This window comes from Nonomuraea sp. NPDC049486 (genome assembly GCF_040676925.1).
In the GTDB taxonomy this organism is placed as follows: Bacteria; Actinomycetota; Actinomycetes; order Streptosporangiales; family Streptosporangiaceae; genus Nonomuraea; species Nonomuraea ferruginea.
This window is the reverse complement of the sequence record NZ_JBFAPV010000001.1, coordinates 679187-698510: the sequence shown is the minus strand read 5'-3', so window position 1 is coordinate 698510 and position 19324 is coordinate 679187. Positions and strand designations below refer to the sequence as shown.

Here is a 19324-nt window from a genome sequence, read left to right as displayed (position 1 = left end):
CCCATGCGCGCACTCTTAGCCGCCCTGACCCTCGTCCTAGGACTCCTCATCGCCCCGCCCCCGGCCGCCGCCGCCACCAATCTGGCCGCCGGGAAGGCCGCCACCGCGAGCGGCTTCACCGACGTCTACCGGGCCGCCAACGTCACCGACGGCGACCAGGCCACCTACTGGGAGTCGGCCAACGGCCAGTTCCCGCAGTGGGTCCAGGTGGACCTGGGCGCCGCCGCCACGCTCACCGGCCTCACACTCAAGCTGCCGGCCGGCTGGCCGAGCCGCACCCAGACGCTCACCGTCCAGGGCAGCGCGGACGGCTCCGGCTTCACCACGCTCAAGCCGTCGGCCACGTACGGCTTCGCGCCGTCCGCCACGATCACGCTGAGCGGCAGCGCCCGGTACGTCCGGCTTCTGTTCACCGCGAACACCGGCTGGCCCGCCGCCCAGCTCGCCGAGTTCGAGGTGTACGGGGAGAGCGGCGGCCCCGGCCCCGACCCGGAGCCGGGCACGAACCTGGCCGCCGGCAAGGGGATCGCCGCCTCTTCGCACACCCACACGTACGTGGCCGGCAACGCCAACGACGGTGACGTCAGGACGTACTGGGAGGGCCAGACCTACCCGAACACGCTGACCGTCGCGCTCGGCGGCGACGCCGACCTCACCTCGGTGGTGCTCAAGCTGAACCCGGACGCGGTCTGGGCCAGGCGCACCCAGACCGTCGAGGTGCTCGGCCGCGCGCGGGGCGCCGCCGACTTCTCCCGCCTCGTGGCGCCCGCCGCGTACGTCTTCGACCCCGCCACCGGCAACAGCGTGACGATCCCGGTCACCGCGCGGGCCGCCGACGTGCGGCTGCGGATCACCGCGAACTCCGGCGCGCCCGGCGGGCAGGTGGCCGAGTTCCAGGTGTTCGGCACGGCCGTCCCGCTCCCCGACACCGCCGACCTGGTCGCCGACGTCGGCTGGACCCCGGGCAACCCGGACCCCGGCGACGCCGTCACCTTCACCGTCGCCATCAGGAACCAGGGCACCATCGCCTCCGGCTCCGGCTCGCACGGCATCACGCTCGCCGTGCTCGACGGCTCGGGCGCGACCGTCCGCACGCTGACCGGCTCCGCCAGCGGCGTCATCGCGCCGGGAGCCACCACCGCCCCGGTCCCGCTCGGCACCTGGACCGCGGCCGACGGCCGGCACACGGTCCGCGTGGTGCTCGCCGACGACCCCAGGGAACTGCCTGACAAGCGGGACAACAACACCAGCACCCACCCCTTGTCCATCGGCAGGGGCGCGAACATGCCGTACGATACGTACGAGGCCGAGGAGGCGGTCGTCGGCGGCGGCGCCACCCGGATCGGCCCGAACAGGACGATCGGCGACCTGGCCGGGGAGGCGTCCGGCCGCCGCGCGGTGACGCTCGCCGCCACCGGCTCCTACGTCGAGTTCACCACCAAGGCGGCCACGAACACACTCGTCACCCGCTTCTCGATCCCGGACGCGCCGGGCGGCGGCGGCCTCGACGCGACGCTGAACGTGTACGTCGACGGCGCCTTCCACAAGGCGATCAACCTGACCTCGCGCTTCGCCTGGCTGTACGGCCCCGAGGCGAGCCCGGACAACAACCCCGGCTCCGGCCCGCCGCGGCACGTCTACGACGAGGCCAACCTGATGCTGGACACCACGGTCCCGGCGGGCCGCAAGATCAGGCTGCAGAAGGACGCGGCCAACACCTCCACCTACACGATCGACTTCGTCGACTTCGAGCAGGTCTCCCCCATCGGCAACCCCGACCCGGCGAAGTACGCCGTACCGACCGGGTTCGGGCACCAGGACGTGCAGAACGCGCTCGACCGGGCCCGCATGGACAGCGCGCTCACCGGCGTCTACCTGCCGCCGGGCGGCTACCAGACGACGGGCAAGTTCCAGGTGTACGGGAAGGCCGTCAGGATCGTCGGCGCCGGGCCCTGGTACACCCGCTTCCACGCGCCGGCCGGGCAGTCGAACACCGACGTCGGCTTCCGCGCGGACGCGACGGCCAACGGCTCGACGTTCGCGGGCTTCGCCTACTTCGGCAACTACACCTCGCGCATCGACGGGCCGGGCAAGGTGTTCGACTTCACGAACGTGGCGGACATGACGATCGAGAACCTGTGGGTGGAGCACCAGGTCTGCATGTACTGGGGCTCGAACACGGACGACATGACGATCAGGAACTCGCGGATCAGGAACGTGTTCGCCGACGGGCTCAACATGACCAACGGCAGCACCGGCAACCACGTCACCCACGTGGAGACCCGGTCCACCGGCGACGACAGCTTCGCCCTGTTCTCCGCCACCGACAACAACGCGGGCGAGCAGCACGGCAACGTCTACGAGAACCTGACCTCGCTGCTCACCTGGCGGGCCGCGGGCGTGGCCGTCTACGGCGGGTACGGCAACACCTTCCGCGACATCTACGTGGCCGACACGCTGGTCTACTCGGGCGTCACGATCAGCTCGCTCGACTTCGGCTACCCGATGCACGGCTTCGGGGCGAACCCGCCCACCCGGTTCGAGAACATCTCGCTCGTCCGGGCCGGCGGCCACTTCTGGGGCGCGCAGACCTTCCCGGCGATGTGGCTGTTCTCGGCGTCGAAGACGTTCCAGGGCATCCGGGTCAGCAATCTGGACATCGTCGATCCCACGTACAGCGGGATCATGTTCCAGACCATGTACGACGGCGCGCGGCCGGTGAACCCGGTCACCGACACCGTCTTCACGGACGTGTCGATCACCGGGGCGCGCAGGAGCGGCGACGCCTACGACGCCAAGTCGGGCTTCGGCATCTGGGTCAACGAGCTGCCGGAGCAGGGCCAGGGCCCGGCCGTCGGCTCGGCCACGTTCCGCGGCCTGCGCTTCGCCGACAACGCGCAGAACATCAAGAACACCACCTCGACGTTCACCCTGAACATCGAGTAGCTACAGCTCGCCCCTGGCCGGCAGGCCCTGCCAGTCGCTGGCGGTGGACGCGGCGGCGGCGCTCAGCTGCGTCGCGCGCCCCAGGCGCTCCGGCGGGGTCAGCCCGTCCAGGGCCGCGCTGAGGTAACCGGCCACGAACGCGTCCCCGGCCCCGCCGTAGTCGACCACCGGCGTCTGCGGGCCGGGGGCGTCGTAGCGCATCCGGTCGGCCCGCACGCTCGCGCCCTTGGCGCCGCGGGCGACCACGACCTCGCGTTCGGGGGTGAGCGCGGGCTTGACGAGGTCCAGCTCGTCCTGGCGGACGAAGAGCAGGTGCGACTGGCAGGCCAGCTCGGTGAGCACCTCCTCCGCCTCGCGCACCGACGCCCACAGCTCGGGGCGGTACTCGACGGCGAACGAGATCGGCACCTCCGCGCTCTTGGCCGCGCTCACGGCGGCCAGCACGGCGTCGTGCGGATCCCTGCCCAGAGCCGCGGTGACGCCGGTGACGTGCAGCATCCGCGCGGCGCCGACCCGGTCGATCGGCACGTTGCCGGGTGACAGCGTCGAGCCCGCCGAGCCGGCGCGGTAGTGGGTGACGAGCGGCTCGCGGCCCACCCGCGCGTCGCGCAGCAGCAGCCCGGTCGGCACCCCTTCCGTGACGCGCGTGTCGGTGACGTCGACGCCCTCGCCGCGCAGCACCGTCAGCACCCGGGCGCCCAGCTCGTCGGAGCCGACCTTGCCGGCGAAGGCGCACCGGTGACCGAGCCGCGCCAGGGCCACGGCCAGGGTGAACTCGGGGCCGCAGATGTCCAGCCTGGCCTCGGTCTCGTGGCGGACCCGGCCGCTGGAGACCACCCCGAGCGCCTCTCCGAGGGTGTAGACGTCGGTCATGGGCTCCGAGCCTAGTCGGTCAGGTGGCCTCAAAACGGATTTTTTTCCATCAGTGCAGGTGACCACCGTGATCAAAATTTTTCCGTAACTTTAGCGAACCTTTCCCCCTTAGTGTGGCTCTAAGCAGTAAAGGGAACCGGTCATCCCGGGCCGGTGCCACAAGATTTACGGGGAGAAGCACCCTCATGCGAAAGATCGCCGTAGGCCTGGTCGCCGCTCTCGCGGGCGGGACCATGCTGATGTCTGGTGGCAGCGCCGTCGCCGCCACCACCACCAAGGCGCCTAAGGTCGAGATCCTCGATGTCTCGCCGAACCCTGTCGTCGTCAAGCACGGCAGCGAGACCGTCGCCCGCTTCAAGGTGGGCGCCAGCTCCGACGTCGAGAAGGTCGAGCTCAGCGTCGAGCCGGCCGACAGCAAGTTCCGCACCCTGCGGGGCAAGGAAGTCAAGCCCCTGGAGAACTGGCTCTTCTCGGTGCCGTTCACCTCGCACGACCCCGAAGGCAAGTGGAAGGCCATCGCCACCGCCTTCGACAAGGAGGGCAAGCGTGTCGCCCACGACACGTCGTTCTTCTACGTCGACGTCCGCAAGGGCTGGAGCAAGGCCGACACCCGGCTGAGCTTCGACGCCTCGCCGTCGAAGGTCCGCAAGGGCAAGTCGGTCTACTTCTCCGGCCGCCTGCTGGCCGAGCGCGGTGACCACTGGCGCGCCGTGGGCTACGAGAAGGTCCACGTCTACTACAAGGCCAACGGCTCCAGTGGCTGGAAGTGGGTCGCCTCCGACCGCACCGACCGTCACGGCAAGTTCTACGCCAAGGACCGCGCCTACCGTAGCGGCAGCTACAAGGCCGTCTTCAAGGGCGACAGGAAGCTCGACGACGCCACCAGCCGCACCGACTACGTGCGCGTCTACAGCTGGCGCCGGTAAGCACCACTGAGTGAAGGCCCGGCCGGGCTCCGGCCGGGCCTTCGCCGTGCCCGGGCCCGGTGAGTTCCGGGATCCTGCGGGTAGCGACCGGATATGCCAGAGGATCTGCTGCGCGAGTACGACCCGTTCGACATCTTCGACGCCGAGGCGTCCCGGCTGGACTGGTTCTTCTCCGGCCTGGACGAGGAGGGCTGGCGGCGCCCTTCCCGCGCCGCCGGATGGACCGTCCGCGACGTGCTCGGCCACCTGGCCGGCGAGGAGCTCTACAACCAGGCCTGCCTCGACGGCACCCTCGGCGAGCTACGGCTGCTGATGGAGGCGGAGGGCATCGGCGGCTACAACGAGTTCAACGAGTGGTGCGTCCGTCAGCGGCGTGACCTGCCCGTCGAAGAGGTGCTGCGGGAGTGGCGCGACAAGAACGGCGACACCCGACGCCGCATGCGCGCGCTCGGCCGCGACGCCCTCCTGGAGACCATGGCCGGGCCCTATCCGGTGGGCGAGCAGGCCTTCCACTACGACTCCGAGTACGCCACGCACGCCGACGACGTGGGCGCGCCCGTCCGCCCGGACGAGGCGGACGACCGCACCTTCTGGCGGGTCGCGGTCGGCCGGTTCGCGCTGGCCGAGCAGGACCCGAGCGTGCAGGTGGAGCAGACCGCCGAGCAGATCTGGGTGCACTTCGGCGACGCCGAAGCCAGCTTGTCCTATCCGGACTTCGTCGAGGCGACGGTGGGCCGGCTCCCTCCGGGCAACGGGCTCAGCCCGCGGCTCGTGTCGGCGCTGCGTTGTCTCGCCTGAGAGGAGTGTGAATCCCCATGTGGCTGCGCAACCGCGCGGGAACGGAGCCGTTGACCGCGCGCAGCCCCTACCGGTTGCGCCGGATCCTGTCCCTGGCCGCGCTCGTGCTGGGCACCGCGGCGGCGGTCTACTTCATCACGCAGGCGATGAGCACGGGCGAGCAGGTGTGGGCATGGGAGGCCGCGATCGCGGCGGCCGTCGCGGTCTTCGCCGCCGTCGACCTGGTCATCATCCAGCGCCGCCTCTCACGCCAGCGCGACCGCCAGCACCAGTAGGGCGACTGTCACGACGATGACCGCGACCATGAACCAACCACTCAGGAGCAGCCTCCGGAGACGGCCCGTCCCGGAGGCGACCCCCGACACGCGCCTGGCGAGCTTGGGGTCGTCGCGTTCCAGGGCATCCTCGATCTCCTCAAGGATGCGGCGCTCCCGCTCCGACAGGGCCATATGCCATCACCACCGCTCCCACCGCCGGTCCCGCCCCTGCTACCCAGGGACGGGCCGTTCAGTACGGGGTCATGGCCTGCTGTAACGCTTGTTGAAGCGCTCGACCCGGCCCGCGCTGTCGAGGACGCGGCCGCGGCCGGTGTAGAAGGGGTGGCTCGCCGACGACACGTCGACGTCGATCACCGGGTAGGTGCGGCCGTCCCCCCACTCCACGGTGGCCGTGCCGGTCGCGGTGGACCGGGTGAGGAAGGCGACCCCGGCACTCGGGTCGCGGAAGACGACGGGACGGTACGCGGGATGCAGGTTCTTCTTCATGTGCCCGTCAACCAGATGGGAACGGTTTTCATTCCCACGCCGCGAAAGGGGCAAGGGAGGACGATGCGCAGCGGCTACGATCGCCGTGGGCGAACCCGGCTCGAGAGCGATTCCGAACACGTAAGGTAGCCGCATGAATACAGCCACCGAGGTCCTGCACCGCGTGTTCGGCTACGACACGTTCCGGCCGGGGCAGCAGGAGATCATCGAGCATGTGGCGGCGGGCGGCGACGCGCTCGTGCTCATGCCGACCGGCGGCGGCAAGTCGCTGTGCTACCAGATCCCCGCGCTCGTCCGGCCCGGGACGGGCGTGGTCATCTCGCCGCTGATCGCGCTCATGCAGGACCAGGTGGACGCGCTCACCGCGCTCGGGGTGCGGGCCGGGTTCCTCAACTCGACGCAGGACTTCGACGAGCGGCAGCTGGTGGAGGCCGAGTTCCTGGCGGGCGAGCTCGACCTGCTCTACCTCGCGCCCGAGCGGCTGCGGCTGGAGTCGACGGTGCGGCTGCTGAAGAAGGGCGCGATCTCGCTGTTCGCCATCGACGAGGCCCACTGCGTCTCCCAGTGGGGCCACGACTTCCGGCCCGACTACCTGGCGCTGTCCGAGCTCCACGCCCAGTGGCCCGAGGTGCCGCGCATCGCGCTGACCGCCACCGCCACCCCGGCCACCCACGCCGAGATCGCCGAGCGCCTCGGCCTGCGCGAGGGCGAGGCCCGCCACTTCGTCGCCGGCTTCGACCGCCCCAACATCCACTACCGGATCACCGCCAAGAGCGAGCCCAAGCGGCAGCTCCTCGACTTCCTCCGCGCCGAGCACCCCGGCGACTCCGGCATCGTCTACTGCCTGTCGCGCTCGTCGGCCGAGAAGATCGCCGCGTTCCTGGTCGAGAACGGCATCCCCGCGCTCCCCTACCACGCCGGCCTCGACGCCCGCACCCGCGCCCACCACCAGGCCCGCTTCCTGCGCGAGGAAGGGCTGGTCGTGGTGGCGACGATCGCGTTCGGCATGGGCATCGACAAACCCGACGTGCGCTTCGTGGCCCACCTCGACCTGCCCAAGTCCGTCGAGGGCTACTACCAGGAGACCGGGCGGGCCGGGCGCGACGGGCTGCCCGCCACGGCGTGGATGGCGTACGGCCTGCAGGACGTCGTCCAGCACCGGCGCATGGCCCTCGAAGGCGACGAGCAGCACCGCCGCCGCCAAGCCCTCCACCTCGACGCGATGCTCGCCCTGTGCGAGACCGTGACGTGCCGGCGGGTCATGCTGCTCGACTACTTCGGCCAGCCGGGCGGCTCCCCGTGCGGCAACTGCGACACCTGCCAGACGCCGCCCGAGTCCTGGGACGGCACCGTGCCGGCGCAGAAGGTGCTCTCCACGGTGCTGCGGCTGGCCCGCGAGCGGGGACAGAAGTTCGGCGTGGGGCAGATCGTCGACATCCTGCTCGGCAAGACGACGGCCAAGGTCCTGCAGCACGGCCACGACTCGCTGACCGTCTTCGGCATCGGCACCGAGCTCGGCAACGCCGAGTGGCACGGCGTGGCCCGGCAACTCCTGGCGCAGGGCCTGCTCGCGGTCGAGCCCAACTACGGCGCCCTCGTCCTGACCGACGCCAGCGCGGCGGTGCTGCGCGGCCAGCACGAGGTCCGCCTGCGCCGCGACCCCCGCCGCCCGGCCAAGGCCGCGTCGGCCCCGAAGTCCCGCCCGGCGGCCGACCTGCCCCCGGAGGCGGCCCCCATCTTCGAACGGCTGCGGGCCTGGCGCGCGGCCACGGCCAAGGAGCAAGGGGTTCCGGCCTACGTCATCTTCCACGACGCCACGCTGCGTGAGATCGCGACACTGGGGCCGTCGTCACTGGAGGAGCTGGGCACGGTGAGCGGGGTGGGCGAGAACAAACTGGCCAAGTACGGCGACCAGGTCCTGGCCACCCTGTCCGACTCCTGACCCCTGTCCCCCAAAGGCTCACCGACGCCTTCCCCGAGGGGCCTTCACGATGAAGATCGCTGTTCAGTGCCAAGCGGCTTCGTGGTCGCATCGCGCAGAATGACCATACTGCTGCCGGCCAAAGACCTGACATGCGCTCTTGCCTCTTTGGATCGCAGCGCCAGCATGACCGCCCAAGAATTCGCCCCCGCAGTGGAGACAGAAAGCACAACCCCTGAAATCTCATGATTGCGCCGCCCACGCTGAACCGTCACCAGGCGCACCGGGTCGCCTGTGCTCAGCGTGCCGCCGAAGACTTTTCCGTAGGGCACGGTAAGCCCGACGGTCGATATCCGCCCGCCCAGCACTCCCCTGAGGTCAGGAGAAATATCAGAGGTCAGGAGCGGTTCACCCGCTCGCACTGCTTCGATGGTGAGCCTGCCCTCAATCGGCAAGGTGGCATACTCACTCGCATCGAAGCTGGCTCGCGTCTCCAGGTCGAAATCATCTATCTTCACCTGATAGTAGGCGGGCAAGTCATACTTCGCCACCAGCACCGGCACCTGCCGGTGGATCTGAATAGCCCAGACACCCGCCGCCAGGATCGCGACGAAGGCTATAAGGAGGATGAGTCCAGACAGAGGGCTGCGTTGCTGACGTGGAGGACTCAGCCTGCCATCAATGGCACCCAGAGCTGGAAGTAGAGCACCCGCATCGCGCGGAGGATCGATGCCGGCAACTCGTGTCGCCGGCATCGGACCTTCTCCTCCTGAAGGCGCAGCGTCATCGGGACGGTCAGGTGGCGGTGCGGCACTCTGCATCTGTCCGCTTGCGCTTTCGCCTGGGCCGGGTTGCGACTCCCTCTGGCCGGGCGAGGGATTCACCGTGCACCTCCACCAGGCTTGGTGGGGGTATCAGGCCCTGCCACCAGCAGCCGGATCTCTTCCGTGTCCGGTTCATAATCAGAGTCGAGGAAAAGATTCTCAAGAATCAGTCTCTGGAGGTCAGCCCACTGCTTCTTTTCGTCAGCCATGGAAGTGGGCTGACGCAACCGCAGGCGCTTGAGCAGCGCGAATCGATACACCTCAAATGCGGATTTGAGATACTGACCGTACTCGATCGCCGCTGGAATGGCAGAGACATATGCACAGTACGCGAAGAACAGGCTGACCCCGAGCAGCCCTAGAGCCAGCGGCATCGACGTGTCCAGAAACCAGGCTATGAAGGGGTTCATGACGCCGAAGCCGCAGAACCACAGGGAAAGAACCAGCAGGAACTCCATCGTTGCGCGGGCATTCTCAACATCGTTCTGGATCTCCCGCGGCAGCACATGGTATAAGCGCGGCCATAGAGTCACCAGTCCAGCACCGTATCGCTGGATGGGATATGCCTCGGCAGCGCGCAGTACGTTTCCCAGCCTGGTCGCCAGGACATGGCTCGGATCTTCCGGGTATATGCGATGCTGAAGATGTACGGCAGCGTCGATATTCGGACCATAGAGGCTCATGTATTGCAGCTCGGCCTGACGTGCACCGTGCCACTTCCTGCCGACGCCATAGATTCTGTGCCATCGCTGCCAAGGATATCCCTCGAACAGTCGTACGATATTGCGCCACTGGCTCGCCAGAACAGACGCCCCGAACCACGAGAGTGCGAAGAAACCCAGAGTCTCGATCACCTGCAGTCCGAGAGATTGCGCACTCCAAGCCGCAACCAGAGCCTCAAGCCTGCCGCCCTGCAGGAGGCTCGGCAATAGCGTGACGGGTGGGAACAGCAGCACGGGGAGAAAAGCGTTGCGAAGGAAACGCTTCTCAAGAATGGAGCTGGCCCGATCGAACAGGCTGTCTATCATTGGGGCGTGTAGTTCACAATCTCGTACTGATGGGAGCTTCCGCCAACAGGACACAAGGGTCTCTTACGGTACCACTTCGCCTGCCAGCCACAAACAGTGCAGCGAAGCTCAACTTCGACCTGCCGAATTCGATGCCCTCTGTCACACACCCGGATGTCATCTGACCGCGGCATCGCCCATTTGTGCCCCGAACCCGCGCAGCCGACATAATCGGACCAGATGTATCCACGTGGCTCGTTACCGGCCAGATCTATGTCGCCTGGGCTCATCGTTCCGCCCTCCCGGGGAGCCGACCGGGGTTTGCCTGTGACAGTGAGGTGCCAGCGGCTGTGTGTCAAGAGGAAGCCTCAGGAGTCTCCTGAGGTGCTGCGACGATCCGGGTTGAATCGGCACTGTTCCGCTCCCTCGACGCGGCGACCACCCAACAGCACAGCGTGAAACATGGCGGTGGTCGGATGCTGTTTGTGCTCGTCAAAAACTTCGGACGCTTGGTTCTGGGCCACAACCACCGTTTAGTGACCTGCCGCGGCGATCGGACCCAGATGCTCTTTATAGCTATGTTTGTCGGTTCAGGTTGCGGTAACCGCCGCTGCCGCCCGTGCGGGGCGAATGGCGAAGAAGCCGATGAACGCTTCGGCCGCGGTCAGCCCGATCCAGGGGCGCGATCGCTCCACCGAACACTTGGGTCAGAGCACGGCCAGCATTGGAGCCTGAACTGGAGTTGGAGGGCTCACTCAGTGTGCAGACATGCCTCGCCCTGGGATCACACGTCCCTACGAAGCGGCGAAGCGGGGTTTTAGATGGGGGTTTGGGGGGGCGCGCCCCCAATGGGCGCGGCCTGAGCTGTCGGGCGCGGAGTGCTGGTGGGCGAAGACCATGCTTTGGGACCGCCTGCAGGAAAGGGACGGGCGTGGGCTAGATCCACATATCGTCCAATCATGAGCCTTTCGTATGTGGTGACCGGTGGAGGCAGAGGGATCGGGCGGGCTGTCGTGGAGCGCCTGCTGGGAGAGAAGCACACCGTGGTGGTCGTGGAGCGCGACCCCGATGCGCTGGGCTGGGCCGGCGAGCGGGTGGTCGGGGTGGTCGGCGACGCGGCGGACGAGGGTGTCGCGGGCCGCGCCGCCGACCTGGCGCAGGAGGCGGGCACGCTGGCCGGCTGGGTGAACAACGCCGCCGTCTTCCGCGACGCCTCCGTGCACAGCGCGCCCATTGAGGAGGTACGCGGACTCATCGCGGCGAACCTGGACCTGGCGGTCGTCGGCTGCGCGGTCGCCGTGCGCCGCTTCCTGGCCGCCGGCACCGGCGGCGCCGTCGTCAACGTCACCTCCCACCAGGCCCGGCGCGCGGTGCCGGGCAGCCTGCCGTACGCCACGGCCAAGGCCGGGATAGAGGGGCTGACCAGGGCGCTCGCCGTCGAGTACGGCAAGCGGGGGATCCGGGTCAATGCCGTCGCACCCGGGTCGGTGGCGACGGAACGGTACGAGGAGTTCCTGGCCGGGCAGCCGGCGGAGGCGGCGGCCGAGGTCGAGCGGGAGATGGCGCGGCTGCATCCGCTCGGCCGGGTGGCCACGGCCGGTGAAATCGCCGCGGCGGTCGCGTACCTGCTCTCGCCGGAGGCGTCCTTCGTCAACGGGGTGACGCTGCCGGTGGACGGGGGGCGTTCGGTGCTCGGGCTGGACCCCGAGGCCCGGGATTGAGGCAGCAGCGCCTGCGAAACGGACGGAAAACCGCGAGGCCGCCGATTAAGTGATCAAAGGGTTGATTGTTCGCCTCAAGGATCATTAGCCTCGGTTGAGTTGGCGCCGAATTCGGGTGTCGCCACGCGGATCCCGTGCGCCGGTGTCAGGTCTTGGAGGTACGGTGACACCTGATCCGTTCGATCACATCTCCGCCGGATACGACCCCGACCCCGCCCTGTCGATGTCCCTGCACGCCGACGCCTACACCGATCCGCGCTGGTCCGACGTCGACCAGCGGGCGATCTTCGCTCGTACGTGGCAGTGGCTGTGTCACGTGGAGAAGCTGCGGGAGCCGGGGAGCTATGTGACGGGCACGGTCGCCGGCCTGCCGATCGTCGCGGTCCGCGACGAGGCCGGCGCGCTGCGGGCGTTCTACAACGTGTGCAAGCACCGGGCGCACGAGCTGCTGACGGGGTCCGGTGTCCGGCGCAGCATCGTGTGCCCGTACCACGCCTGGAACTACGACCTGACCGGCCGGTTGCGGCGGGCGCGCAACACCGGCGACATGCCCGGGTTCGACGCCTCCGCCGTGTGCCTGGACCAGGTCCAGGCCGGCGAGTTCGGCGGCATGGTCTACGTCAACCTCGATCCCGGGGCCGCGCCCCTGACCGAACAGGCCGGGGACCTGGAGGCGGAGATCCTGGCGCGGGCGCCGGACGTGGCGAAGCTGACCCTCGCCCGCCGGCTCACCTACGACATCGCCTCCAACTGGAAGAACGTCGTCGACAACTTCCTGGAGTGCTACCACTGCCACGTGGCGCACAAGGACTTCGTGTCCCTGGTCGACATGAGCACCTACGAGGTCACCACCCACGGGATCTGGTCCAGCCACATGGCCCTGGCCGGCAAGGCGGAGAACTCCGCCTACGACGTGTCGGGGGCGACGGTCACCGAGCACGCGGTCTGGTGGCTGTGGCCCAACACATGCCTGCTGCGCTATCCCGGCCGGGGCAACTTCATGGTGCTGCAGCTCATCCCTGACGGCCCGGAGCGGACCCGGGAGACCTGGGACTTCTACCTGGAGACGGCCGAGCCCGACGAGGCCGAGGTGGACAGCATCCGCTACATCGACGAGGTGCTCCAGAAGGAGGACATCGCCCTGGTGGAGAGCGTCCAGCGCGGGATGCGCAGCCCCGCGTTCACCCAAGGCAAGATCGTCTACGATCCGGGCGGGTCCGGCCTGTCGGAGCACGCGGTCCACCATTTCCACGGTCTCGTCCTCGACGCCTACCGCCGCGAACTCGAACGCTCCCCATGAACGCAGGAACCTTTCCGGCCGTCCGTGTGTAGAGGAAGGGATGGACGGAACGGCCGGGAGGAGCGTCGGTGCGGGCGTTGGCGATGGCGGTGGTGGCGGTGGTCGTGCTCGTCGGCGGGTGCGCGGCAGGCACGACGGGTACGGGCGAGTCCACGCACGCGCCTCCACCGGGCGCGGACGGGCCGATGGCCGACGCCGTGAAGACCGGGGAGACGTGCAACGGGACCGAACTGCTCACTCCCGCCGACGGCTTCGCCGAGGTGCGGGGCACTTCCGAGGACGCCGAGCTGTGGGGGCTGCTGTTCGCCGAGGTGCCGTTCGAGGCGGGGGCCGAGGTGAAGATCGTGTGGCGGATGACCGGGGAGGGCCCGCTCAAGGTCTCGGCGACGGGGCCCGGCGGGAAGCGGGCCAAGCTCGTCTGGCTGGAGGACCACGGCGGGTCCAACTGGCGGCGGCCCGGCTACGAGTGGGGCACCGGGTGGGTGTTCCCCGCGCCCGGGTGCTGGAAGGTGGAGCTGTCCAGGACCCGGGGCTCGGGGCACGCCTGGCTACGGGTGGCGTGACGCGAGGGCGCGGTCGACGAACGTCGTCACGTCCGCCAGCACCTCGTCCTTGTTCGTCTCGTTGAAGACCTCGTGACGGGCCTCCGGGTAGATGATCTCGGTGAAGTCGCCGCCCTTGACGGCTTCGATGCCGGGCCGGGTGCCCGACAGCGGGACGAGCCGGTCGTCGGAGCCGTGGATCCACAGCGTCGGCAGCGGGCCGAAGGTGCCGCCCTTGGCGATGACCTCGATGGTGGTGGCGAGCGCCTCCAGCGTGGGCCGCTTGAACGCGCCGTGCCACACCAGCGGGTCCTCGGCGTAGGCGACGCCGACGGCGGGGTCGCGGGAGAGCGTGGCCGGGTCGATCGGCACTTCCGGGATCGGGTCGAGCGCGAGCAGTTGCGGGATGACCTCCCAGGAGCCGATGACCGGCCCGGACAGCACCAGCGCGGCCAGACCGTCGCCGTAGCGCTGCGCGTAGCGGGCGGCGATCAGGCCGCCCATCGAGTGGCCGATCAACACGACGGGCACGCCGGGATGGTCGGCGCGGACGCGCTCGTCCACCGCGTGCACGTCGGTCACCACGTCCTCGAAGTCGTCGATCAGCACCCGCTCGCCCTGCGACTTGCCGTGTCCCATGTGGTCCAGGCCGTAGACGGCGGCGCCGTGGCGCACGAGGGCGTCGGCGACGTGCTCGTACCGGCCGATGTGCTCGCCGTAGCCGTGCACGAGGACGGCGACGTAGCGGGGCCGCTCGTTCGGCCACTCGCGCACGACGTTCTCACCTCGCGTGCCGACGAACCTGTGCTCCCGTGACTCGGCCATGTCGCGCTCCTTCGTGCGTACGCCCCGGCGGGGGCACTGTGCCAGGCGGGTAGCGCCACCGTATCGGGAAGCGGAGGGGTTGTCAGGGTGACCCTGACGGTCTAGCGTCCGTGTCAGGTCACACCTGACAGCTCAAGGAGGCTTCCATGCAGGACCTGGAGATCCGCTGCTCGTTCTGCACCAAGTCCAAGGACGAGGTGGGCAAGATGATCGCCGGCGCCGGCGTCTACATCTGCGACGAGTGCGTCGGGCTGTGCAACGCCGTGCTGGAGATGCCGCGCGAGTCGTCGTCCACCGCCGAGATCCCCTGGCCGGACACCATGTCCGACCAGGAGATCCTCGACTTTTTGCCGCGCATCGCCGCCGTCAGCGCCCAGGTCGACGCCAACCTCCAGGTCTGGGTCGACCGGCTGCGCGACCGGGGCGTCTCATGGGCGCGGATCGGCGCCGCCATGGGCACGGCTCGGCAGTCGGCGTGGGAGAGGTTCTCCGGCGAGAAGAGCTAGATGTCGTAGTCGAACTCGTCGTAGGAGAGCTTGCGGCGCAGGATGTGGACGACCTTCTGCGGGTCGTCGTACGTGTCCGGCACGTAGTAGGGCCTGCCCCGGCGGCCGAACGTGATCGCCGACGGCCCCTCCCAGTCGCCCAGCAGGCCGGAGAGCTGCCCGATCTCCTCGTGCGACTCGACGCCCAGCGAGCGGGCGTAGTCGTCGGCGCCGAACACCAGGTGGCGCGCCAGCTCGACGGGCACCTCCTGGAAGCCCTTGTAGTCGGAGAAGAAGAACTCCCTGAACCGGCGCAGCTCCCGCTCGTCGACCACGTCGGGCCCGATGATGTGCTTGATGCCGGTGCAGTAGACGTCGGCCAGGCAGCCGACGACCGTCAGCTTGTCCCAGTTGTGACGCCTCACCACCAGCACCGACACCTTGCCGCCCTCGGCGTCGGGCGCCTCGTCCGTCCAGCCGCGGGCGGGGTCGACGCCGAGTCCGTTGCTCCAGCCGACGCTCATCCAGCAGCCGATCAGCTCGGCCTCACGGTCGTCCCCGCCGCCGGCGTTCTCGGCCGCGATGGCCCGCACCAGCGGGGCGACGGCCGACGGCGGCACCTTGAGCGCGCGGGCGATCTCCTTGGGCGAGCGGCCCTCGGCCCGCAGCTCGCGTACGCGTTCCTTGAGTTCTGCGCTGTCCACCCGCGCAGCCTAGCCCTTAAGGCCGGATGAAGTGGATCGTAAGCCCGCCCGGTCATGGTGGGCCCTCGCCGACATGGAGAGGGAGGCCACCATGACGCAGACCGCCTCGTACGAGATCATCCGCGTGTTCGACGTGCCCCGCGAGGACGTGTTCGCCGCCTGGACCACGCCGGAGCGGTTCGCCCGGTGGTTCGGGCCGCGGTTCATGGCCGCGCCGGTGGACCGGATCGTCCTGGACGCCCGTCCGGGCGGCCGATGGCAGGTGACGCTGACCGCCGAGGAGGGCTTCGAGGTGACGTTCGACGGCGCCTACCGCGAGGTGGCGCCGCCGGGGCGGTTCGTCTTCACCATCGGCGATCCCGGCAGCCCGGGTCCGGCCTCGGTGGTCACGGTCGAGCTGGCGGACGCCGGGGGCCGGACCGCGATGACCTTCCATGAGCACGGCGCCGGCGAGGAGTCCCGGCGGGGCTGGATGGAGTTCTTCGACCGGCTCGGCGAGCTGCTGGCCGGCTGACGTTCCGGCTCACGGTCCGGTTGCCGGTGAGAGCGCCGACGGAGCGTCGTCCAGCTCCAGCTTGCCGCCCTCGGCGTACGCGGCCGCGTACGCGGGCTCGCCCAGCGCCTCCCGGCACGCCTCGGCGACCCGGTGGATCTCCTCCTGCTCGGAGGGCACCGGCGGCGTGTGGTGCCGGGCGCGGGCCGCCGCCGCGAGGCCGAGCAGGCGGGCCGCGGCCGGGTGGGAGCCGCCGGCGGCCAGCGCGCTGGCCATGCCCTCCACGGTGAACGCGGTGGTGCGCGGGTCGCCCAGCTTGCGGCACGCGTCGTAGGCCTCACGGTGCAGCGCCAGCGCGGCGGCCCAGTCGCCGCGCTGCTCGGTGACGTAGCCGAGCGCGCCCAGGGTGGTCGGCAGGTGCAGGGCGGGCTCGACGCCGGGGCCGCGCGGGACGCCGTCGAGCAGGTTGAGCAGGTGCCGCTCCGCCAGGTCGAGCTCGCCCGCCTTCTGGGCGGCGAAGGCGAGCCCCATCTCCGACATCATCCGGCCCTCCTGGTAGCCGTGGGAGACGGCCAGCCGCATGGCCCTGCCGCACAGCTCCATCGCGCGCGCGTGGTCGCCCTCGTACATGGCCAGCCAGCCGAGCCACGAGGTGCGCCGGGCGACCTCGGGCCACAGCCCCAGTTCCTCGGCCATGTGGAGGCCCTCGGCGAACAGCTCCTTGGCGCGCTCGCCGTCGGCGACCGTCTGGGCCATCCCGGCGAGCCACTCGGTGGCCTGGAGCAGGCCCCAGCGGTCGCCCAGCTCACGGAAGATCCGGGCGCTCTCCTCGCCGACCTCCTTGAGCGTCTCCAGGTCGCTGGTGGCGAAGGCGGTCCTGGCCTGCCTGCTGAGCGCGGCGGCGACGCCCCACCGGTCGCCGAGGGCGCGGCACTCCTTCAGCGCCCTGCCCACGAGCTCCTCGCTGGACGGCAGGTCGAGGACGACCAGGCCGACGAAGAGCGTGGCCCTGGCCCGCGCGGCGCGGTCGTCGATCCGGGCGAACACCGGCTCCCAGTCGACCTCCTCGCCGAGCAGCGCGGTGAACCCGGCCAGCCATCCAGCGGCGCGGGCGGACGCGTCACCGCCGTCGGGCCCGGCCGCGGCCAGCGCCGTCTCCAGGGACCGCCGGCCCTCCGCGAGCCGGCCGCGCAGGAACCAATACCACGCCAGCGCGTTCACCAGCCGCAGCGCGACGTCCGTCATGCCCTGCTCGACGGCCGTGTCGAGGGCGGCGCGCAGGTTGGCGCCCTCCTGGTCGAGCCGCTGCAGCCAGGCCCGCTGCTCGTGTCCGTAGAGGTGTGGCGCGGCCTGCTCGGCGAGGGCCAGGTAGTGGCGGGCGTGCGCGGCTCGCGCGCTCTCCAGCTCGCCCGCGTCGGCGAGGCGGGCCAGGCAGTATTCGGCCACCGACTCCAGCAGCCGGTAGCGCACGCCCGCGGCGCCGTCGACGACCACCACCAGCGACCGGTCCACCAGCCGGGCCAGCAGGTGGAGCACGTCCTCATCGGGGCTCACCGCCTCGGCGGCCTCGATGGTGCAGCCGTCGGCGTGCACGGCCAGCCGCCGCAGCACCGCCCGCTCGGGCTCGGTGAGCAGGTCCCAGCTCCAGCCGATGACGGCCATGAGCGTCTGCTGGCGGGCGGGCGCGCCGCGCCGGCCGGAGGCGAGCAGCTTGAACCGGTCGTCGAGCCGGTCCACCACGCCCCGCACGCCGAGCACCCGCACCGGGGTGGCGGCCAGCTCCAGCGCCAGCGGGATGCCGTCGAGCCGGCGGCAGAGCTGCGCCACCGCCTGCGCGTTGCCCGCGTTCAGCGCGAACCCGCGCGCCGACGCCGCCGCCCGCGCCACGAACAGCCGCACCGCGTCAGACCTGGCCATGACCGCCAGGTCGGTGCTGGCGGGGAGGTTGAGCGGCGGCACCGCCCACAGCACCTCGCCGTCGACCGCCAGCGGCTCCCTGCTGGTGGCGAGGACGCGCAGGCCGGGGGCGGCGCGCAGCAGCCGCGCGGCCAGCTCGGCGGCCTGCTCGACGACGTGCTCGCAGTTGTCGAGCACGAGCAGCATCCGGCGGGCCCGCAGCGCGTCGGCCAGCCGGTCGGCGGGCGCGGCGGCGTCGTCCTGGCGGATGCCGAGCGCGGCCATGACGGCTTCGGGCAGCGACGCCGTGCGCCGGTCGAGCGGGGCCAGCTCCACCAGCCACGCCCCGTCGGGGAACTCCTCGGCCGGCTCGCCGGCCACCTCCAGCGCCAGCCGGGTCTTGCCGACCCCGCCGGTGCCGGTGAGGGTGACCAGCCGCTCCTCCCGCACGAGCGACCGCACCTCGGCCAGCGCGTCGCCCCGGCCGATGAGCTTGCTGAGCGAGGCGGGCAGGTTGGTGGCCGGGCGCTCGGCGGGGCCGCTCAGCGCCGGGTCCTGGCCGAGTATCGCCTGGTGCAGGGCCGCCAGCTCGGGGCCCGGGTCGAGGCCGAGCTCCTCGGCGAGCCTCTCGCGCAGCTCCGCGTAGCCGGCCAGCGCCTCGCTCTGGCGGCCCGCGCGGTAGAGGGCGCGCATGTGGGCGGCCCGCAGCCGCTCGCGCAGCGGGTGGCGGGAGACGAGGTCGCCCAGCTCGCCCACCAGCAGCCCGTGCTCGCCCAGCTCCAGCCGCGCCTCGGCGCGCAGCTCCAGCGCGGTGAGCCGCTGCTCCTCCAGCCGCACGACGGCGGCCCTGGTGAACTCCTCGTCGGCGAAGTCGGCGTAGGCGGGGCCCCGCCACAGGTCGAGCGCGTCGGCGAGCAGGCCGGCGCGGGTGCGCGGGTCGTCGGCGGCCTCGGCGCGGGCCAGCAGGTCGGTGAAGCGGGCGGCGTCGACCTGCCGGCCCGCGGCCAGCTGGTAGCCGGGGGCCTTGGAGACGACCAGGTGCTTGCCGCCCGGCTCGGCGTCCTCCAGCGCCTTGCGCAGCTGGGAGACCCGCACCTGGAGGGCGCCCGTCGGGTTGCCGGGCTGGTCGTCGCCCCACAGGTCGTCGAGCAGGCGGTCGGTGGAGACCGGCCGCCCGTCGTGCACGAGCAGGTCGGCGAGGAGCGCGCGCACCTTGAGCCCCGGCACCGTCACGGGCTCTCCCGCGTCGGTCCAGACGGCCAGCGGGCCCAGCACCCCGAAACGCATGCCCGTCACCCT

Annotated in this window: 18 protein-coding genes; 10 read left to right on the top strand and 8 right to left on the bottom strand. The window is 70.5% G+C overall.

The features are described from left to right. Positions 1-3 precede the first annotated feature (3 nt). Positions 4-2946 (top strand): discoidin domain-containing protein, encoded by a 2943-nt coding sequence (locus AB0K05_RS03250; RefSeq protein ID WP_364226216.1) that lies wholly within the window; start codon positions 4-6, stop codon positions 2944-2946. Here the strand turns inward: AB0K05_RS03250 and AB0K05_RS03245 are convergent, their stop codons facing one another. Further along, positions 2947-3819 (bottom strand): sugar kinase, encoded by an 873-nt coding sequence (locus tag AB0K05_RS03245; RefSeq protein ID WP_148033989.1) that lies wholly within the window; start codon positions 3817-3819, stop codon positions 2947-2949. A gap of 185 nt (positions 3820-4004) precedes the next feature. Here AB0K05_RS03245 and AB0K05_RS03240 point away from each other — a divergent pair, with 185 nt between their 5' ends. The 3 genes from AB0K05_RS03240 to AB0K05_RS03230 all read left to right on the top strand — a co-directional run bounded on the left by AB0K05_RS03240 (position 4005) and on the right by AB0K05_RS03230 (position 5818). After that, complete coding sequence (locus AB0K05_RS03240; RefSeq protein WP_148033990.1) at positions 4005-4745, top strand: hypothetical protein; 741 nt, start codon at positions 4005-4007, stop codon at positions 4743-4745. Between the two features lie 93 nt (positions 4746-4838). After that, positions 4839-5543 (top strand): maleylpyruvate isomerase family mycothiol-dependent enzyme, encoded by a 705-nt coding sequence (locus AB0K05_RS03235; protein WP_219545631.1) that lies wholly within the window; start codon positions 4839-4841, stop codon positions 5541-5543. 17 nt (positions 5544-5560) lie between these two features. Further along, positions 5561-5818 carry a DUF6343 family protein gene (locus AB0K05_RS03230; protein WP_148033992.1) on the top strand — a complete coding sequence of 86 codons (258 nt, stop codon included), beginning with the start codon at positions 5561-5563 and terminating at the stop codon, positions 5816-5818. On the opposite strand, the gene AB0K05_RS03225 is transcribed toward AB0K05_RS03230, so the two are convergent. Both AB0K05_RS03225 and AB0K05_RS03220 read right to left on the bottom strand, forming a co-directional pair. Further along, positions 5789-5992, bottom strand: a complete 204-nt coding sequence (locus AB0K05_RS03225) for a DUF3040 domain-containing protein (protein ID WP_148033993.1) — start codon at positions 5990-5992, stop codon at positions 5789-5791. The genes AB0K05_RS03230 and AB0K05_RS03225 overlap by 30 nt on opposite strands. A 69-nt stretch (positions 5993-6061) precedes the next feature. Next, a complete protein-coding gene (locus AB0K05_RS03220; RefSeq protein WP_364226210.1) occupies positions 6062-6307 on the bottom strand; it encodes a type B 50S ribosomal protein L31 in 246 nt (81 codons plus the stop codon). 133 nt (positions 6308-6440) lie between these two features. Between AB0K05_RS03220 and recQ the strand changes: the two genes are divergently transcribed. Then, positions 6441-8249, top strand: coding sequence for a DNA helicase RecQ (gene recQ, locus AB0K05_RS03215; protein ID WP_271275488.1), 1809 nt, complete (start codon positions 6441-6443; stop codon positions 8247-8249). A 44-nt stretch (positions 8250-8293) separates the two neighbouring features. Here recQ and AB0K05_RS03210 read toward each other — a convergent pair whose 3' ends face one another. After that, positions 8294-8983: a hypothetical protein gene (locus tag AB0K05_RS03210; RefSeq protein ID WP_364226207.1), complete on the bottom strand. Its 690-nt coding sequence runs from the start codon at positions 8981-8983 to the stop codon at positions 8294-8296. 125 nt (positions 8984-9108) lie between these two features. Further along, positions 9109-10080 carry a hypothetical protein gene (locus AB0K05_RS03205; RefSeq protein ID WP_364226204.1) on the bottom strand — a complete coding sequence of 324 codons (972 nt, stop codon included), beginning with the start codon at positions 10078-10080 and terminating at the stop codon, positions 9109-9111. Positions 10081-11018: 938 nt separating this feature from the next. Between AB0K05_RS03205 and AB0K05_RS03200 the strand changes: the two genes are divergently transcribed. The 3 genes from AB0K05_RS03200 to AB0K05_RS03190 all read left to right on the top strand — a co-directional run bounded on the left by AB0K05_RS03200 (position 11019) and on the right by AB0K05_RS03190 (position 13643). Continuing rightward, on the top strand, positions 11019-11780 hold the full coding sequence (locus AB0K05_RS03200; RefSeq protein ID WP_364226201.1) for an SDR family oxidoreductase: 762 nt from the start codon (positions 11019-11021) through the stop codon (positions 11778-11780). Positions 11781-11943: 163 nt separating this feature from the next. Continuing rightward, positions 11944-13080 (top strand): ring-hydroxylating oxygenase subunit alpha, encoded by a 1137-nt coding sequence (locus AB0K05_RS03195; protein ID WP_364226198.1) that lies wholly within the window; start codon positions 11944-11946, stop codon positions 13078-13080. Positions 13081-13148: 68 nt separating this feature from the next. Then, on the top strand, positions 13149-13643 hold the full coding sequence (locus AB0K05_RS03190; RefSeq protein ID WP_364226195.1) for a hypothetical protein: 495 nt from the start codon (positions 13149-13151) through the stop codon (positions 13641-13643). Here AB0K05_RS03190 and AB0K05_RS03185 read toward each other — a convergent pair. Beyond that, the gene (locus AB0K05_RS03185; RefSeq protein ID WP_364226192.1) at positions 13629-14447 is read right to left on the bottom strand and encodes a lysophospholipase; all 819 of its coding nucleotides are present in this window, start codon (positions 14445-14447) and stop codon (positions 13629-13631) included. The genes AB0K05_RS03190 and AB0K05_RS03185 overlap by 15 nt on opposite strands. A gap of 146 nt (positions 14448-14593) precedes the next feature. Here AB0K05_RS03185 and AB0K05_RS03180 point away from each other — a divergent pair, with 146 nt between their 5' ends. Further along, positions 14594-14953, top strand: coding sequence for a ClpX C4-type zinc finger protein (locus AB0K05_RS03180; protein WP_364226189.1), 360 nt, complete (start codon positions 14594-14596; stop codon positions 14951-14953). On the opposite strand, the gene AB0K05_RS03175 is transcribed toward AB0K05_RS03180, so the two are convergent. After that, the gene (locus AB0K05_RS03175) at positions 14950-15636 is read right to left on the bottom strand and encodes a helix-turn-helix domain-containing protein (RefSeq protein WP_148034001.1); all 687 of its coding nucleotides are present in this window, start codon (positions 15634-15636) and stop codon (positions 14950-14952) included. The genes AB0K05_RS03180 and AB0K05_RS03175 overlap by 4 nt on opposite strands. Before the next feature lie 91 nt (positions 15637-15727). On the opposite strand from AB0K05_RS03175, the gene AB0K05_RS03170 reads away from it, so the two are divergent. Beyond that, positions 15728-16150: an SRPBCC domain-containing protein gene (locus AB0K05_RS03170; protein ID WP_364226186.1), complete on the top strand. Its 423-nt coding sequence runs from the start codon at positions 15728-15730 to the stop codon at positions 16148-16150. A 9-nt stretch (positions 16151-16159) separates the two neighbouring features. Here the strand turns inward: AB0K05_RS03170 and AB0K05_RS03165 are convergent, their stop codons facing one another. Then, the gene (locus tag AB0K05_RS03165; RefSeq protein WP_364226183.1) at positions 16160-19312 is read right to left on the bottom strand and encodes a BTAD domain-containing putative transcriptional regulator; all 3153 of its coding nucleotides are present in this window, start codon (positions 19310-19312) and stop codon (positions 16160-16162) included. Positions 19313-19324 lie beyond the last annotated feature (12 nt).

Coding starts and splice junctions, on each gene's coding strand:
- AB0K05_RS03170 (WP_364226186.1), top strand. CDS start 15,728: ATGACGCAGACCGCCTCGTACGAGATCATCCGCGTGTTCGACGTGCCC.
- AB0K05_RS03165 (WP_364226183.1), bottom strand. CDS start 19,312: ATGCGTTTCGGGGTGCTGGGCCCGCTGGCCGTCTGGACCGACGCGGGA.
- AB0K05_RS03235 (WP_219545631.1), top strand. CDS start 4,839: ATGCCAGAGGATCTGCTGCGCGAGTACGACCCGTTCGACATCTTCGAC.
- AB0K05_RS03210 (WP_364226207.1), bottom strand. CDS start 8,983: ATGCCGGCGACACGAGTTGCCGGCATCGATCCTCCGCGCGATGCGGGT.
- AB0K05_RS03185 (WP_364226192.1), bottom strand. CDS start 14,447: ATGGCCGAGTCACGGGAGCACAGGTTCGTCGGCACGCGAGGTGAGAAC.
- AB0K05_RS03225 (WP_148033993.1), bottom strand. CDS start 5,992: ATGGCCCTGTCGGAGCGGGAGCGCCGCATCCTTGAGGAGATCGAGGAT.
- AB0K05_RS03245 (WP_148033989.1), bottom strand. CDS start 3,819: ATGACCGACGTCTACACCCTCGGAGAGGCGCTCGGGGTGGTCTCCAGC.
- AB0K05_RS03220 (WP_364226210.1), bottom strand. CDS start 6,307: ATGAAGAAGAACCTGCATCCCGCGTACCGTCCCGTCGTCTTCCGCGAC.
- AB0K05_RS03240 (WP_148033990.1), top strand. CDS start 4,005: ATGCGAAAGATCGCCGTAGGCCTGGTCGCCGCTCTCGCGGGCGGGACC.
- AB0K05_RS03250 (WP_364226216.1), top strand. CDS start 4: ATGCGCGCACTCTTAGCCGCCCTGACCCTCGTCCTAGGACTCCTCATC.
- AB0K05_RS03230 (WP_148033992.1), top strand. CDS start 5,561: ATGTGGCTGCGCAACCGCGCGGGAACGGAGCCGTTGACCGCGCGCAGC.
- AB0K05_RS03205 (WP_364226204.1), bottom strand. CDS start 10,080: ATGATAGACAGCCTGTTCGATCGGGCCAGCTCCATTCTTGAGAAGCGT.
- AB0K05_RS03180 (WP_364226189.1), top strand. CDS start 14,594: ATGCAGGACCTGGAGATCCGCTGCTCGTTCTGCACCAAGTCCAAGGAC.
- AB0K05_RS03200 (WP_364226201.1), top strand. CDS start 11,019: ATGAGCCTTTCGTATGTGGTGACCGGTGGAGGCAGAGGGATCGGGCGG.
- recQ (WP_271275488.1), top strand. CDS start 6,441: ATGAATACAGCCACCGAGGTCCTGCACCGCGTGTTCGGCTACGACACG.